This window comes from Streptomyces sp. NPDC024687 (genome assembly GCF_055559055.1).
Genome location: NZ_JBVHLJ010000007.1, coordinates 35,659 through 50,803 on the forward strand (window position 1 = coordinate 35,659; position 15,145 = coordinate 50,803).

Annotated in this window: 12 protein-coding genes and 2 pseudogenes; 7 read left to right on the forward strand and 7 right to left on the reverse strand. The window is 71.7% G+C overall.

Annotated elements, in window-relative coordinates; all coding sequences use genetic code 11:
- The first annotated feature begins 86 nt into the window (after positions 1-86).
- The 3 genes from cmk to der all read left to right on the forward strand — a co-directional run bounded on the left by cmk (position 87) and on the right by der (position 2,971).
- Entirely contained in the window at positions 87-773 is a 687-nt protein-coding gene (gene cmk / locus ACZ39I_RS26625; protein ID WP_451476442.1) for a (d)CMP kinase, read from the forward strand.
- Complete coding sequence (locus tag ACZ39I_RS26630; protein WP_467247014.1) at positions 731-1,414, forward strand: lysophospholipid acyltransferase family protein; 684 nt, start codon at positions 731-733, stop codon at positions 1,412-1,414. The genes cmk and ACZ39I_RS26630 overlap by 43 nt, the downstream gene beginning before the upstream one ends.
- A gap of 78 nt (positions 1,415-1,492) precedes the next feature.
- The gene (gene der, locus ACZ39I_RS26635) at positions 1,493-2,971 is read left to right on the forward strand and encodes a ribosome biogenesis GTPase Der (RefSeq protein ID WP_352390834.1); all 1,479 of its coding nucleotides are present in this window, start codon (positions 1,493-1,495) and stop codon (positions 2,969-2,971) included.
- 64 nt (positions 2,972-3,035) lie between these two features.
- Here der and ACZ39I_RS26640 read toward each other — a convergent pair whose 3' ends face one another.
- The 5 genes from ACZ39I_RS26640 to ACZ39I_RS26660 all read right to left on the reverse strand — a co-directional run bounded on the left by ACZ39I_RS26640 (position 3,036) and on the right by ACZ39I_RS26660 (position 8,278).
- Positions 3,036-3,389, reverse strand: coding sequence for a hypothetical protein (locus tag ACZ39I_RS26640; RefSeq protein WP_467247015.1), 354 nt, complete (start codon positions 3,387-3,389; stop codon positions 3,036-3,038).
- A 46-nt stretch (positions 3,390-3,435) separates the two neighbouring features.
- Positions 3,436-4,218, reverse strand: a complete 783-nt coding sequence (locus tag ACZ39I_RS26645; RefSeq protein ID WP_467247016.1) for a hypothetical protein — start codon at positions 4,216-4,218, stop codon at positions 3,436-3,438.
- 294 nt (positions 4,219-4,512) lie between these two features.
- The gene (locus ACZ39I_RS26650; protein ID WP_467247018.1) at positions 4,513-5,172 is read right to left on the reverse strand and encodes an ABC transporter ATP-binding protein; all 660 of its coding nucleotides are present in this window, start codon (positions 5,170-5,172) and stop codon (positions 4,513-4,515) included.
- Positions 5,169-7,802 (reverse strand): ABC transporter permease subunit, encoded by a 2,634-nt coding sequence (locus ACZ39I_RS26655; protein WP_467247020.1) that lies wholly within the window; start codon positions 7,800-7,802, stop codon positions 5,169-5,171. The genes ACZ39I_RS26650 and ACZ39I_RS26655 overlap by 4 nt, the downstream gene beginning before the upstream one ends.
- Positions 7,802-8,278, reverse strand: a complete 477-nt coding sequence (locus ACZ39I_RS26660) for a hypothetical protein (protein WP_467247022.1) — start codon at positions 8,276-8,278, stop codon at positions 7,802-7,804. The genes ACZ39I_RS26655 and ACZ39I_RS26660 overlap by 1 nt, the downstream gene beginning before the upstream one ends.
- 123 nt (positions 8,279-8,401) lie before the next feature.
- Here ACZ39I_RS26660 and ACZ39I_RS26665 point away from each other — a divergent pair, with 123 nt between their 5' ends.
- From ACZ39I_RS26665 to ACZ39I_RS26675, 3 genes are all read left to right on the forward strand, one after another.
- Positions 8,402-8,950 carry an MTB12 C-terminal domain-containing protein gene (locus tag ACZ39I_RS26665; RefSeq protein WP_467247024.1) on the forward strand — a complete coding sequence of 183 codons (549 nt, stop codon included), beginning with the start codon at positions 8,402-8,404 and terminating at the stop codon, positions 8,948-8,950.
- Positions 8,919-10,211: an ABC transporter substrate-binding protein gene (locus ACZ39I_RS26670; protein WP_467247026.1), complete on the forward strand. Its 1,293-nt coding sequence runs from the start codon at positions 8,919-8,921 to the stop codon at positions 10,209-10,211. Before ACZ39I_RS26665 ends, ACZ39I_RS26670 begins: the two co-directional genes overlap by 32 nt.
- A gap of 70 nt (positions 10,212-10,281) precedes the next feature.
- Positions 10,282-11,085: a hypothetical protein gene (locus ACZ39I_RS26675; protein ID WP_467247028.1), complete on the forward strand. Its 804-nt coding sequence runs from the start codon at positions 10,282-10,284 to the stop codon at positions 11,083-11,085.
- On the opposite strand, the pseudogene ACZ39I_RS26680 reads toward ACZ39I_RS26675, so the two are convergent.
- Positions 11,074-12,191 (reverse strand): annotated as a pseudogene (locus ACZ39I_RS26680) (epoxide hydrolase family protein). The gene ACZ39I_RS26675 and the pseudogene ACZ39I_RS26680 sit on opposite strands and share 12 nt — an antisense overlap.
- Before the next feature lie 94 nt (positions 12,192-12,285).
- Between ACZ39I_RS26680 and ACZ39I_RS26685 the strand changes: the two are divergent.
- Positions 12,286-13,338 carry a helix-turn-helix transcriptional regulator gene (locus tag ACZ39I_RS26685; RefSeq protein ID WP_467247030.1) on the forward strand — a complete coding sequence of 351 codons (1,053 nt, stop codon included), beginning with the start codon at positions 12,286-12,288 and terminating at the stop codon, positions 13,336-13,338.
- Here the strand turns inward: ACZ39I_RS26685 and ctaD are convergent.
- Positions 13,337-14,959 (reverse strand): annotated as a pseudogene (gene ctaD, locus ACZ39I_RS26690) (aa3-type cytochrome oxidase subunit I); the annotation flags it as partial. The gene ACZ39I_RS26685 and the pseudogene ctaD overlap by 2 nt on opposite strands.
- Positions 14,960-15,145: the final 186 nt, after the last annotated feature.

Here is a 15,145-nt window from a genome sequence, read left to right on the forward strand (position 1 = left end):
CGAGTGACGCGCACCCAGTAACCTTGTGCGGGGCACAGTCGCGCCCCCACACCACTCGCCAGACCGCACCCGAAAGGTGTCCCCCCGTGGAAAACGGCGCCGCCCAGCCCGTGATTGTCGCCATCGACGGCCCCTCCGGCACGGGTAAGTCGAGCACCTCGAAGGCTGTCGCCGCGCAGCTGGGGCTGAGCTACCTGGACACCGGGGCCCAGTACCGGGCGATCACCTGGTGGATGGTGACCAACGGGATCGACATCGACGACCCGTCCGCCATCGCCGCCGTGGCGGGCAAGGCGGAGATCGTCTCCGGCACTGATCCGGAGAACCCGACGATCACGGTCGACGGAACCGATGTGGCCGGTCCCATCCGGAGCCAGGAGGTCACCTCCAAGGTCAGCGCCGTGAGCGCCGTACCCGAGGTGCGGGCCCGGATCACCGAGCTGCAGCGCTCGCTCGCCACCTCCGCGGAGAAGGGCATCGTCGTCGAGGGCCGGGACATCGGTACGACCGTGCTGCCCGACGCCGACCTCAAGGTCTTCCTCACCGCCTCGCCGGAGGCCCGCGCGGCCCGCCGCAGCGGCGAGCTGAAGGGCGCCGACGTACTCGCCACCCGCGAGGCCCTGATCAAGCGGGACGCGGCCGACTCCAGCCGGAAGACCTCGCCGCTCGCCAAGGCGGACGACGCGGTCGAGGTGGACACCACCGAGCTCAGCCTCGCGCAGGTCATCGAGTGCGTCGTCACCCTCGTCGAGGAGAAGCGGGCCGGGAAGTGACCGTTCCTTCCGAGAAGGGTGCCGAGGTCGGCCGGCGCATCGGCGTCGGGCTGATGTACGGGCTGTGGAAGCCGCGGGTGCTCGGCGCCTGGCGGATGCCCGCGGCCGGGCCCGTGATCCTCGCCGTGAACCACTCCAACATCCTCGACGGCCCGATGGTCATGGGCGTGTCACCCAGGCCGACGCACTTCCTGATCAAGAAGGAGGCGTTCATCGGACCGCTGGACCCCTTCCTGATCGGCATCGGGCAGGTAAAGGTGGACCGCTCGGGCGCCGACCGCGGGGCGATCACCCAGGCGCTCGACGTCCTCAAGACCGGCGGGGTCCTCGGTATCTTCCCGGAGGGCACCCGGGGCGAGGGCGACTTCGCCTCCCTGCGGGCCGGGCTCGCGTATTTCGCGGTGCGCAGCGGGGTGCCGGTCGTCCCGGTCGCGGTTCTGGGAAGCTCCGAGAAGCCCGGACGGTTGATAAAGGGGCTGCCTCCGCTGCGCAGCCGCGTCGACGTCGTCTACGGCGACCCCTTCGAGGCGGGCGACGGCAGCGGACGGCGCACCCGCAAGGCGCTCGACGAGGCGACCGAGCGCATCCAGAAGCAGCTCAGCACCCACCTGCAAAACGCCAGGCGCCTGACCGGGCGCTAGGCGACACTGAGTAGTGGACCGATCCGGCGAAAGGGCCGGCGGTCCACCGATCACCACGATGAACGAGGTACGCACTTCATGAACGACCACATCCACTCCGAGGGCTCGGGCGAGGAGCACGACCACGGGGCGCTTGGCGATGCCGAGTACGCGGAGTTCATGGAGCTCGCCGCGGAAGAGGGCTTCGACCCCGAGGACATCGAGGGTGCCATCGAGGCGGCCGGCCACGGCCCGCTGCCGGTGCTCGCCGTCGTCGGGCGCCCGAATGTCGGCAAGTCGACTCTGGTGAACCGCATCATCGGGCGCCGTGAGGCCGTCGTGGAGGACAAGCCCGGCGTCACCCGCGACCGCGTCACCTACGAGGCCGAGTGGGCGGGGCGCCGCTTCAAGGTCGTCGACACCGGCGGCTGGGAGCAGGACGTCCTCGGCATCGACGCCTCCGTGGCCGCGCAGGCCGAGTACGCGATCGAGGCCGCCGACGCCGTCGTGTTCGTCGTGGACGCCAAGGTGGGTGCCACCGACACCGACGAGGCGGTCGTACGGCTGCTGCGCAAGGCCGGCAAGCCGGTCGTGCTGGCGGCCAACAAGGTCGACGGCCTGAGCGGCGAGTCCGACGCGGCGTACCTGTGGTCCCTGGGCCTGGGCGAGCCGCACCCCGTCTCCGCGCTGCACGGCCGGGGCACCGGCGACATGCTCGACGCCGTTCTGGAGGCGCTGCCGGAGGCGCCCGAGCAGACGTTCGGCACCGGAGTCGGCGGCCCCCGCCGGATCGCGCTGATCGGCCGCCCGAACGTCGGCAAGTCCTCGCTGCTGAACAAGGTGGCCGGCGAGGAGCGGGTCGTGGTCAACGAGATCGCCGGCACCACCCGCGACCCGGTCGACGAGCTGATCGAACTCGGCGGTGTCATCTGGAAGTTCGTCGACACCGCGGGTATCCGCAAGCGGGTCCACCTCCAGCAGGGCGCCGACTACTACGCCTCGCTGCGCACCGCCGCCGCCGTCGAGAAGGCCGAGGTGGCGGTCATCCTGATCGACGGCTCCGAGTCCATCTCGGTGCAGGACCAGCGGATCGTCACGATGGCCGTCGAGGCGGGCCGCGCGATCGTCCTCGCCTACAACAAGTGGGACACCCTCGACGAGGAGCGCCGCTACTACCTGGAGCGGGAGATCGAGACCGAGCTCGGCCAGGTCGCCTGGGCGCCGCGGGTCAACGTCTCGGCGAAGACCGGCCGTCACATGGAGAAGCTGGTCCCCGCGATCGAGACGGCGCTGGCGGGCTGGGAGACACGGGTCCCGACGGGCCGCCTGAACGCCTTCCTCGGCGAGCTGGTCGCCGCCCACCCGCACCCGATCCGGGGCGGCAAGCAGCCGCGCATCCTCTTCGGCACCCAGGCCGGCACCAAGCCGCCGCGGTTCGTGCTGTTCGCCTCCGGGTTCATCGAGGCGGGCTACCGGCGCTTCATCGAGCGCCGGCTGCGCGAGGAGTTCGGCTTCGACGGCACCCCGATCCACATCTCGGTGCGGGTGCGCGAGAAGCGCGGCGCGAAGAAGAAGTGACGTACCGGCAGTGACGTACACATGAGGAAGGGCGGCCCCGCTGGGGGCCGCCCTTCCTCATGTGTCAGATCCCTCTGCGCCGGCCGGGTGGCAGCGCCGCCGGGACGTGCTGCATCCCGGTGTGCTGCGTCCCGGTCTGTTGCGTCCCGGTCTGCTGCTGTCCGATGTGTCCCACCCGCTGCCACTGCGACTGCTGGCGGGCGCTGAACGCCCCCGCGCTGTAGGCGCTGTACGAGCTGCTGAACGAGCCCGAGGTGTGCAGGGTGTTCCCGAACGCGGTGAAGCCCAGCTCCTCCTCGCCGCTGCGGTCGCCCGGCAGCGAACGGAAGGCCTTGACGTACTCGGAGTAGAGCGCGTCGTAGATCGGCGTGGCCGATGGTCCGCCGGGAAACCGGCGCGGAGCGTCGTATGGGTGCACGTATGTCCAAACGACACCGGGAGCTCGGGGATGCGGTCCGGCGTCCTCACGTCCCCGCGAGCGGCATCGCGGCCGCGACCAACTTGCCGTTCGCCGCGGCCTTGTCGAGTGCGTCCCGCAGCAGGTCCTCGCGAGGCTGCCGTCCGATGGAGCCCACCGGCGCGGCGAACATCAGCACCTGCTGGTGCTTGTTGGCGGCGGCCCGCCAGCTCTCCGTCACCTGGAGCGGCTGGTGCGCCTGCCACCAGGCCACCGGCTGCCCGCCGTTCGCCGAAGGCTGGAGCACCGCGTGCAGCTGCCCCACCGCCAGCAGCACCGACCACCCGTGCAGCACGGACGGCACCGACTCGATCGACGTCAGCGGCATGAAGCCCTGCTCGATCAGCAGCGGCAGGAAGTCGTCGCCGCCTCCCGTCGCGCCCGGCCGCGCGATCGGCCCGGTCGGCTCCACGACCAGCGCCGGGTGCAGCTCCCCGGCGATCAGGACGAGTCCGCTGGTCACACCGAGTACGGCCTGCTCGGGTACGACCTTCTCCGGGTCCAGGTCGACGGTGTCGCCGGTGATGGACTTCACCGCGCCCTGGAGCTGCTCCTCGGTGACCTGGACGATCTGGGAGGGCAGGCAGGAGGCGTGGGCGAAGGCCAGGACGGCGGTCTCGTCGCCGATGAACAGGACGGTGCTGGTGCGCTCCTGTTCGGAGTCGCCCTGGGTGCGGCAGGACGTGCAGTCGTAGCTGCCGGGGGCGTTGTCTCCGGCGAGCAGCCGGTCGGCTTCTTCGTCGCCGATCTCAGCGCGTACCTCGTCGCTGACGTCGAGCATGCGCGGCACGGGTGGCTCCCTCGGGAAGTGGTGCGTGGTGGGGCCGGGTGGCTCCCGGCCCGTGAACCGGGCGGGTCCCGGGCTCATGAAGGAGACAACGGGCGATCTGTGGCGGGAGTCACGCCCCACGGCGAACGGAATCGAACCAACCACAGCTCAGGGTCACAGGACGTATGGATTCGCGCACTCAACGTCAATTCCCCGGGAAATTCAGGGAAGTTGGTCACGGGAAGTGGGTCGTGGATCGCTATGACCACTGGTCGACAAATCAGGAAATCACGGAATGAAGTGGGTGGCCGAAAATCACCGTCGCTCTCGCCCGTGCCGCAGCTCCGCCGCCTCCCCGCTGAACACGACCGAGCCCCGCCGCAGTTCGTACACGATCGCCGTCCGGCCGTGCAGCGCGGGTGGGAGCCGTTGCTCGGCCACGACCACGCACGCGTCCAGTGCGGCGAGGAGTTCGTACGTGCGGGCCGCGACCGTGGGGGACATGCCCTGCGCGGGCTCGTCGACGAGGACCACGCGCGCGCGTCCCAGCAGGGCACGGGACAGGGCCAGCATGCGCTGCTCGCCGCCGGAGAGGGTGCCGGCGCGACGGGGGAGCAGCGGGGCCAGTTCCGGGTAGGCGTCCAGGGCCGGGTCGGGCGTGGCAGCGGCGAGTTCGAGGTTCTCGCGCACGGTGAGGGAGCCGAACACCGCCCGGCGCTCGGGGACCAGGCACAGACCGCGCCGGGCCCGCTCGTACGCCGGTACGCGGGTCACGTCGGTGCCGTCCCACACCACGCTGCCGTCGGTGAGCGGTACCGTCCCGGCCAGGGCGCGCAAGACCGTCGTACGGCCGGAGCCGTTGCGGCCCAGCAGGACGGTGAGGCCGGGGGCGGTGAGGGTGACGCCGTGCAGGGCCTCCAGGGGGCCGTAGCGCACGCGCGCGTGGCGCAGGGAGACGGCCGTCCTGGCGGTCATACGGCGGTTTCCCGGGCCTCGAGCGTCTCCAGTACGCGGGCCGGGGGGCCGGAGGCGACGATGCGGCCCGCGGTCATCACGTGCACGACGTCCGCGAGGCCGGCGACCAGGTCGAGGTCGTGCTCGACCACGAGGAGGGCGGTGCCGTCCGCCGCGAGGGCCCTGAGGACGCGGGCCAGGGCGCTCACCTCGGCGGTGTCCAGGCCGGCGGCGGGTTCGTCGAGGAGCAGGACGTTCGGGGAGCCGGCGAGGGCTCTGGCGAGTTCCACCCGGCGGAGGGTGCCGGTGGGGAGGTGGGCGGCGGGGGCGTCGCGCAGCGGGCCGTCCAGCTGGAACAGCCTCAGAGCGCGGTCCACCGCGGCCGGGTCCGGGACATGGCCCTGTTCCGCGCCCACCTGGATGTTCTCGGCCACCGTCAACGTCGGGAACACGGCGAGTCGTTGGAAGGTGCGGGCGATGCCGAGGCGGGTGCGGGCGTGGGGGGACAGGCGGGTGATGTCGCGGTCGCCGTAGCGGACTTGGCCTCGGCTGGGCCGGATCGTGCCTGCCAGGCAGTGGAACAGGGTGCTCTTGCCCGCACCGTTGGGGCCGATGATCGCGGTGATCCGGCCGGGTGGGACGGTGAGGTCGACTCCGTCGAGGGCGGTGAAACCGTCGTAGCGGGCCTGGAGGTCGTGGGTGGTGAGGACTGCCCGGCCTGCGGTACCACCCGCGCGGGGTCGGTGGGCGGGTGCGGGTGCCCGGGGCGGAGCCGGTGCCTGGGGCTGTGCGAGGCCAGGTGGGCACAGGCGCCGTCTCACCCGCGCTCCGAGTGGGGTCAGGGCTGTCGACCGGGGCGGCCGCAGTCTTCCCGCCACCGCCCGCACCGCCTCGTACGGCCCCCCGGGAAAGCGGCCCACCAGGACCGCCAGCACTCCGATCAGAGCCGCCGCCACCCCTCCCCGTGCCCCCGCGTCCAGGCCGACCAACAGGGCCGCCGCACCCAGGGCGCCCAGGGTGCTGTCGGCGCCCAGGACGACCACCGCGGCGAACCAGAGGAGGCCGCGGACGGGGTCGTAGGCGGTGGGATCGAAGGCGCGCAGGCCCATGCCGAGCATTCCGCCGCCCAGGGCGGCCAACGCGGCGCCCGCCACGAAGGCGAGGAGCTTCAGGGCGGGGACGCGGACGCCTGCTGCCGAGGCGCCGGACTCGTGGTCGCGCAGGGCGGCCAGGGCCCGGCCCGTGCGGCCTCTGCGCAGCGCGTGGGTCGCCAGCAGGGCGAGCGCGAGCAGGACCAGCTCCAGGACGTAGTACGTGCGGTCGCCGTCGAAGCCCTCGGGGCGGCCCAGGGACAGGCCGGACGTGGCGTACGGCTGGGCGAAGACGAAGCGGCTCACGCCGACGCCGACCGCGAAGGTCGCCAGGGCCAGCGCCAGGCCCCGCCGGGTGATCGCCGGCCAGCCGGTCAGGAGGCCCAGGGGAGCCACCAGGACCACCGCCAGCGCCAGTGCGGCCAGTTCCGGCAGGCGGGGCAGGCCCGGGAAGCGGCCCGCCGCCAGCAGGGCCGTGAACAGGGCACCCAGGCCCGCGTAGGCCGCCTGTCCGAGGGAGATCTGTCCGCCCCTGCCCGTCACGACCACCAGGGAGAGCAGCACCACGCCCAGCGCCGGGACCTGGACCGACGTGTGCAGGTCCGGGCCCGCGAAGCCCAGCGGGAGCAGGAACAGCACCACCGCGACGATCCACGCGCCCTGGGGCGTGGGCACGCGCGCGGTGGCCGTGCGCGGGAGCACGTCCCGGGTGCCGATGCGGGGGAGCACCGACGAAGCGATCAGCAGGGCCACCACGAACAGGTTCGCCCCCACCGCCTGGAGCAACGGCTCGCCCCGGCCCGACGGGTGCAGCCGGGTCAGCTGGCTCTGCCCCACCCCGATGGCCAGCGCCACCACCACCGCCACCGGCAGACTGCGCATCCGCGCGGCCACCGCGACCGCCACCACCTCCATGACGAGCAGCGGCAGCCCGTACGGGTCCAGGCGGACGTACGGGGCCAGCAGGACGCCCGTGAGGCCCGCCGTGAACGACCCGAACGCCCAGCCGGCCGCCGCCACCCGGTCGGCGTCGATCCCGCCGAGCACGGCCAGCCCGCGGTCGTCCACGACGGCCCGCAGTTCCCGTCCGAAGCGCGTCCAGCGGATCATCGCGCCCACCCCGGCCGCCAGGGCCAGGACGACCGCCAGCTGCCCCCAGGGATCCGCGGACAGCAGCTCCGGAGCGTCGTCGCGGGCGCCCTGGCCCCACAGCAGCGCGGCCCCGCCCACCAGGAGCACGAAGACGCCGATGGAGGCGACCAGCGTCTGGGCCGGGTCGCCGCCCAGGACGGACAGGGGCCGGAAGACGAAACGCTCCAGCAGCACACCCAGGGCCGGCGCGAGGATCAGCAGGGTCACCACCGCCCCGGCCCACAGCGGCCAGCCCCACTCCACCACGCACTGCCGCAGCACGTACGCGCACACCATCGCGATCGCCCCGTGCGCGAAGTTCAGCACCCCGGTCGCGCGGTACGTCACGATCAGGCCGACTCCGGTGAGCGCGGCCGCGCTGCCGACCGACAACCCGGCCAGGGTGAGGTCGTAGGTCAGCGACGACATCAGTCGGTTTCCTCGACGGGCTCGCAGATCGGGCAGGGGCCCAGCTCGCCGCTCGCCAGGAGCTTGGCGTCCACCGGGACCGACTCCACCTTCCCGGCGACCAGCGGGCAGTCCGCGCGATGCCACAGGGTGCCGCCGGGCACCATCAGCAGGTCCCCGCTGACCGCCAGGGGCGCGCCGGCCGCCGCGGCGGACTCCTCGGCTTCGGCGGGCTCGGCGGCGACCAGGAGGCCGTACAGCTCCTCCACGCGCGCGGCGGCGAGCGCGCCCCGGCCGTGGGCGAGGAGCACCGCCCCGGCGACGATCAGCGCGGCGCCGGGCACCGTGCAGGAGGCGAGGTAGGGCAGCTGCCGCTCGGCGTACCGCTCGCCCGAGACGCCGTACCAGCCGAGGACGCACAGCACCGCACCCGCGGCGAGCGCGGCCCAGCCGGCCCACAGGACGGGGTGAGCGGTCCGCAGTCGGGCTGTCCGCATCTCTGGCCTCCACACGTCGTGTGTCTGTCCATGTCAGCCGATGGCTTGCACTATGCCTTCTGCAAGCTGACCCTGAAAGCACCGGGCGCGCACGGCCCGGACCGACACCCGGTGGTGAGCCAGATGGTTCTCGGGAGCGACCGCACGTGGGGGAACGGCAGCCGGGGGCTGATGACGGTGGGGTTCGTCCTCGCCGCGGCCCTCACGGCGTGCAGCGACGACAGCGGCGGCGGCAGCGAGAGCCCGCCGCCGACGCCTTCCGTGGAGCGGACCACACCGTCGGCGGCCCCGTCGCCGAGCGGCCCCGCCGACGCGGCCGCCGCCCGGCAGGAGATCAAGACGAACTGGGAGAAGTTCTTCGACCCGAAGACCTCCACCAAGGACAAACAGGCCGTCCTGGAGAACGGTGACGAGATGGGCCCGGTGCTCCAGGCCTTCAGCGGTGACCAGCGCGGCGGACAGGTGCAGGCGAAGGTCACCAAGGTCGGGTTCACCGAGCCGACCGCGGCCGACGTGACGTACACCCTGATGCTGAACGGCGCCACCGCCCTGCCGGACGCCTCCGGAACGGCGGTCGAACAGGACGGCACCTGGAAGGTGTCCGTCAACACCCTGTGCGCGCTGGTCCAGTTGAGCGGCAATGCCACGGCGTCGGCTCTTCCGGGCTGCTGAGGCCGCCCTCGCGGTCCTGCTGCTCACGGTGGGAACGGCGTGCGGCAGCCGGCTGCCGGAGAGCGACTTCGAGGACCGGGAGCGGGCGACCCCCGCCCGGGACGACACCCCGATCCGGGTCGGCATCGTCACCAGCGCGACCAGCCCGGTCGGCGGCAGCGCCTTCACCGGCCCGCGCGACGGCGCCAAGGCGTACTTCGAGCGCCTCAACGCGCGCGGGGGCCTCGACGGCCGCCGGATCGAGGTGCGCGAGTGCGACGACGGCGGCAGCGGGGTCGGCAACAACACCTGTGTGCACCGGCTGATCGACGAGGACAAGGTGGTTGCCCTGGTCGCGACCACCGCCCTCGACTACGCCGGCGCCTCCCGCGTCTCCCACGCGCGCGTGCCCGACATCGGCGGCCAGCCCATCGGCGCCGCCTACGACACCTGGCCGCACCTCTACGGCATCTACGGCAGCCTCGCGCCCCGGTCCGGCTCGACCGGCTGGGGCGGGAAGCAGTACGGCGGCACCGAGGTCTACCGCTATTTCAAGCGTGAGCACGGAGCCCGTACGGCGGCTGTCGTGTCGTACAACCAGGCCGCGTCCGCCGCCTACGCCCGGCTCGTCGAGCAGGGTCTGAAAGCCGAGGGGTACAAGGTCGTCACCGAGCAGGTCGACTTCGCGCTGCCCAATTTCCGTGCCGTGGCGGCCGACCTGAAGGAGCAGGGCGCCGACCTGGTCTTCGACGCCGTCGACAGCCATGGCAACGCGCAGCTGTGCGAGGCGATGGACAAGGCGGGCGTCGAGGTCACCGCCAAGGTCACCAACGTGCAGAACTGGACGTCCACCGTCCGGGACGACTACAAGGACGCCCCGCGCTGCCGCAACGCCCTGTGGGCGACCGGGTCCAGCCGGAGCTTCGAGGACGGCGGCATTGCGGCCGTGCGCGAGTTCAGGGACGCCACCGAGAGCCTGGAAACGCATTCCCAGTGGCAGTTGGAGGGCTGGGCGGCCGCGAAGTGGTTCACGGACGCCGCCAAGTCGTGTACGCCGCAAGGCGTCACGCGCGCGTGCGTCGACGCCTACATGAACCACAGCCAGGACTACACCGCGGACGGCCTGCTTCTCCCCGTCCGCTTCGAGCGGCTGGCCGAGCCGCCGAAGTCCCGCAGAACCTGTCTCTCGGTGGCCCGCTGGCAGGACGGCCGGGGCTGGGTCTCCCAGGGCGACATGGACCGCACGTGCTTCGACGTTCCGCAACTGCCGTATCAGCAGTGAGTCACCGGACGCACGCAACCAAGGGAGGTGCCCGAGGGTCTGACAGAGCACCATGAACCACGGGAGGACCATGCCCGCCGGGCAGGGCGTACAACTGCGCGCCGACTGTGTCGCCGACTCCGCGGGCGGACTGACCTTCGACGTCACCGCCGGCGGAGCGAGCCGTACGGCCCATCTGGTGCTGCGCCGGCGCGACGGCCACGAGGAAGTGGGACTGCCCCTGGCCCCGGCCGCGGCCGGGCGGCTGCGCGCCGCCCTGCCCAGCACCGTTGCCCTGCCCGAGGGCCGCTGGGACGCGTACGTATGCGTGGCCGACGACGAGCCGCTGCGCCTCGCGCCCGGCGCCACCGACCTGCGCGCGCTCGGCGCCCGCACCCCGAGCGGCTCCCGCGGCCACGTCGCCGTCCGCATCCCCTACGCGACCCGGCAGGGCAACCTCACCGTCCGCAGCTGGCTGCGCGCCCCGCACGCCGAGGCGGGCGAACTGCGCGTCGACAGCGCCGGACTGACCGTGCGCGGGCGGCTGTACGGCACCGCCTTCGCCCCCGGCGCCCACGCCGAGGTGCGCCCCCGGCACTCCCCGGGTCCCGCCCGCCGCATCGACGTCGCCGTGGACGAGGCCCGGTTCGGCTGCTCTGTCGGGTACGCGGCACTCGGACCCGGGGTCTGGGACCTGTGGCTGCGGCCGCACGGCGAGAGCGGGCCGCGGGTACGGATCGCGCGGCTGCTCGACGACGTCGCCGACAAGAAGCCCGTGTTCACCTACCCACGCGCACGCGTGGAGACGGCGTACGGCCCGGTGGAGGCCGGGCCGTACTACACGCGGGACAACGATCTGTCGGTGTCGGTCACCGCGTGCCCGTCACCGCAGTGAGCCGAAGAACTCCCTGACGTCACCGGCCAGCAGCTCGGGCACCTCCAGGGCCGCGAAGTGGCCGCCGCGGTCGAACTCCGTCCAGCGGACGACGGTGTTGACCTGCTCGGCCCAGCGGCGGATCGCCACGTCCTCGCCGAAGTTGGCCACCGCGGTCGGCACTTGGGAGCTCGCCGTCGGGAACCAGTCGGCACATGGCTGTTCTCGTAGTACATGCGGGCCGCGGAACCGGCGGTGCCGGTCAGCCAGTACAGCATCACGTTCGTCAGCAGGGTGTCCCGGTCGATCGCGTCCTCCGGCAGCGCTGCCGAGGAGTGCGTCCACGCCTGGAACTTCTCCATGATCCAGGCCAGCTGGCCGACCGGCGAGTCGGTGAGCGCGTAGGACAGGGTCTGCGGGCGGGTCGACTGGAGGGCGTTGTAGCCGAAGCCGTCCGTGGTGAACTCGGCGATGCTCGTGAGGCTGCGCCGCTCGCGGTCGGTCAGCCCCTTGCGCGCCTCCTCGTCGACCGGGCCGAGCGGGATGAACCCGACCGAAGCCGCGTTCACATGGACACCGACGACGGACTGGGGCGCGACCCGGGCCAGCGCGGGGGAGATCAGCGCGCCGAGGTCGCCGCCCTGGGCGCCGTAGCGCTCGTAGCCGAGCCTGTGCATCAGCTTCGCCCACGCGCGGGCGACCCGGTTGACGTTCCAGCCCTTGGCGCGTGTCGGCCCGGAGAACCCGAAGCCCGGGATGGACGGGATCACCAGATGGAAGTCCTCGCTCAGCGAGCCGATCACGCCGAGGAACTCGACGACCGATCCCGGCCAGCCGTGCGTCAGGATCAGCGGGAGCGCGTCCGGCCGGGACGAGCGGATGTGCAGGAAGTGCACCTGGGCACCGTCGATCTCGGTGACGAACTGCGGGAGCTGATTGAGGGCGGCCTCGTGCTTGCGCCAGTCGTAGGCACCGCGCCAGTACGCGGCGAGCTCCCGGACATACGGCAGCGAGGCGCCGTACTCCCAGCCGGCGTCCGGGAGCTCGTCCGGCCAGCGGGTGAGGTCCAGTCGGGTGTGCAGATCGTCGAGCTGCGCCTGGAGGATGTCGATCCGGAACGGTCGGATGTCACGGTTCTCTGCGGTCTGTTGTCTGCCATGACTCCAAGCTAGGAGGGCTTGCGGACAGCTTCTGTCCGCAAGCGCTGGCAGACTCGGCACCATGTTGGAGACCTCGGCACGACTCCTGCGCCTGCTCTCACTCCTGCAGGCCCACCGCGAATGGTCCGGCGCCGACCTGGCCGACCGCCTCGGCGTCACCTCGCGCACCGTGCGCCGGGACGTGGACCGGCTGCGCGAGCTGGGCTACCCCGTCAACGCCAGCCCCGGCACCGGCGGCGGCTACCAGTTGGGCGCGGGCGCCGAGCTGCCGCCGCTGCTCCTGGACGACGACGAGGCCGTGGCGGTCGCCGTCGGCCTGCGCACCGCCGCGGGGCAGGGGATCGAGGGGATCGGCGAGACCTCGGTACGGGCCCTCGCCAAGCTGGAGCAGGTCCTGCCGGGCCGGCTGCGCCGCCGGGTGGGCGCCCTGAACGCCTTCACCGTGCCGATGCTGCGCGGCCCCCAGCCCTCCGCCGTGGACCCGGGTGTCCTCACCGAGCTCGCCAACCTCTGCCGGGACGCCGAGCGCCTGCGCTTCGAGTACAGCGACCACGGTGGCGCCGCCAGCCGCCGTACCGTCGAACCGCACCGCCTGGTGTGCAGCGAGCGGCGCTGGTACCTGGTCGCCTGGGACCTGGACCGCGACGACTGGCGGACCTTCCGCGCCGACCGGATCACCCCGAAGCCGCCGCACGGCCCGCGGTTCCCTCCCCGCACTCCGCCCGCCGAGGATCTCGCCGCCTACGTCTCGCGAGGCGTCTCCACGCGCGTGTACGCCTCGCAGGCGGTCGTACGGCTGCTCGTGCCCAAGGAACAGGCCGCCGAGCGGCTCTCACCGAGCGCCGGGGTGCTGGAGGCGGAGGGACCCGACAGCTGCCTCCTGCACACCGGGGCCTCGAGTCTCGACGTGATGGTGATCCACGTGATGATGACGGGCTTCGAGTTCGAGGTGCTGGAGCCTGCGGAGCTGACCGAGGCGATCAGGACGGCTCACGGCCGGCTTGCCCGCTCGCTTGCTCGCTCTTCGGCTCGGGCTGCGGAGCCAGGGCCGCGTACTCCGGATGGTGCAGGTCGAACGCCGGGGACTCGGAGCGGATCCGGGGCAGGGTCGTGAAGTTGTGCCGCGGCGGCGGGCAGGAGGTCGCCCACTCCAGGGAGCGGCCGAAGCCCCAGGGGTCGTCCGTGTCCACCTTCACGCCGTACCTGGCGGTCTTCCAGACGTTGTAGAGGAACGGCAGCGTCGAGGCGCCGAGCAGGAACGCGCCGATCGTCGAGATGGTGTTCAGGGCCGTGAAGCCGTCCGCCGCGAGGTAGTCGGCGTACCGGCGGGGCATGCCCTCGGCACCCAGCCAGTGCTGGACCAGGAACGTGGTGTGGAAGCCGACGAACAGCGTCCAGAACTGGATCTTGCCGAGCCGCTCGTCGAGCATCTTCCCGGTGAACTTCGGCCACCAGAAGTACAGCCCGCCGAAGACCGCGAAGACGACCGTGCCGAACACGACGTAGTGGAAGTGCGCCACCACGAAATAGGTGTCCGAGACGTGGAAGTCCAGCGGTGGCGAGGCCAACAGCACCCCGGTCAGACCGCCGAACAGGAACGTCACCAGGAAGCCGGTCGCCCACAGCATCGGCGTCTCGAAGGACAGCGAGCCCTTGATCATGGTCCCGGTCCAGTTGAAGAACTTCACGCCCGTCGGCACGGCGATCAGGAAGCTCATGAAGGAGAAGAACGGCAGCAGCACCGCGCCGGTGACGAACATGTGGTGCGCCCACACCACGATCGACAGACCGGTGATCGACATCGTCGCCGCGATCAGCGTCAGATAGCCGAAGATCGGCTTGCGGCTGAAGACCGGGATGATCTCCGTGATGATGCCGAAGAACGGCAGCGCGATGATGTACACCTCGGGATGGCCGAAGAACCAGAACAGGTGCTGCCACAGCAGCGCCCCGCCGTTGTCCGCCTCGAAGACCTGTGAGCCGAAGCGCCGGTCGGCCTCCAGGACCAGCAGCGCGGCCGCCAGCACCGGGAACGCCAGCAGGATCAGGATCGACGTGAACAGCGTGTTCCAGGTGAAGATCGGCATCCGGAACATGGTCATGCCGGGCGCGCGCATCCCGATGATCGTGGTGATGAAGTTGACCGCGCCGAGGATCGTGCCGAAGCCGGCCAGCGCGAGACCCATGATCCACAGGTCGGGGCCGACGCCGGGGGAGTGCGCGGAGTTGTTCAGCGGCGCGTAGGCGAACCAGCCGAAGGCGGCCGGGCCGGACGGCACCAGCAGCGACCCCAGCACGATCAGGCCGCCGAACAGGAAGAACCAGTACGACAGCATGTTCAGCCGCGGGAACGCCACGTCCGGGGCGCCGATCTGCAGCGGCATCAGCTCGTTGGCGAAGCCCGCGAAGCTCGGGGTCGCGAACAGCAGCAGCATGATCGTGCCGTGCATCGTGAACAACTGGTTGAACTGCTGGTTGTCCACGATCTGCAGTCCCGGCCGGGCGAGTTCCGCGCGCATCAGCAGCGCCATGACCCCGCCGACCAGGAAGAACACGAATGACGTGATCAGATAGAGGTGACCGATCTTCTTGTGGTCGGTGGTGGTCAGCCAGTCCACGACCAGCCGCCCGTGCCGCTTGGTCCGCACGGGTCGTGCCGTCGCCTGCACGGTCTGCGTCCCCATCGCTCGCCCCTTCCGCTCGGCTGACGCCATGATGCTCGCGCCGTCGTACATGGCGACAGGGGGCGTAAGGGAGTTCTGTGCTGGAACCGTGTATTTCCTATGCGGCGTCAGCTGGTGAGGCCGTGTCCGGAATCGGTCGGCAAAGAGGCACCGGACCGGTTTTCGGACAGGCCTTCTCGCAGGCCATTCGGGGAAGTCGTACGACACACGGAAATTACGTTCGAATACCCGCGGTAA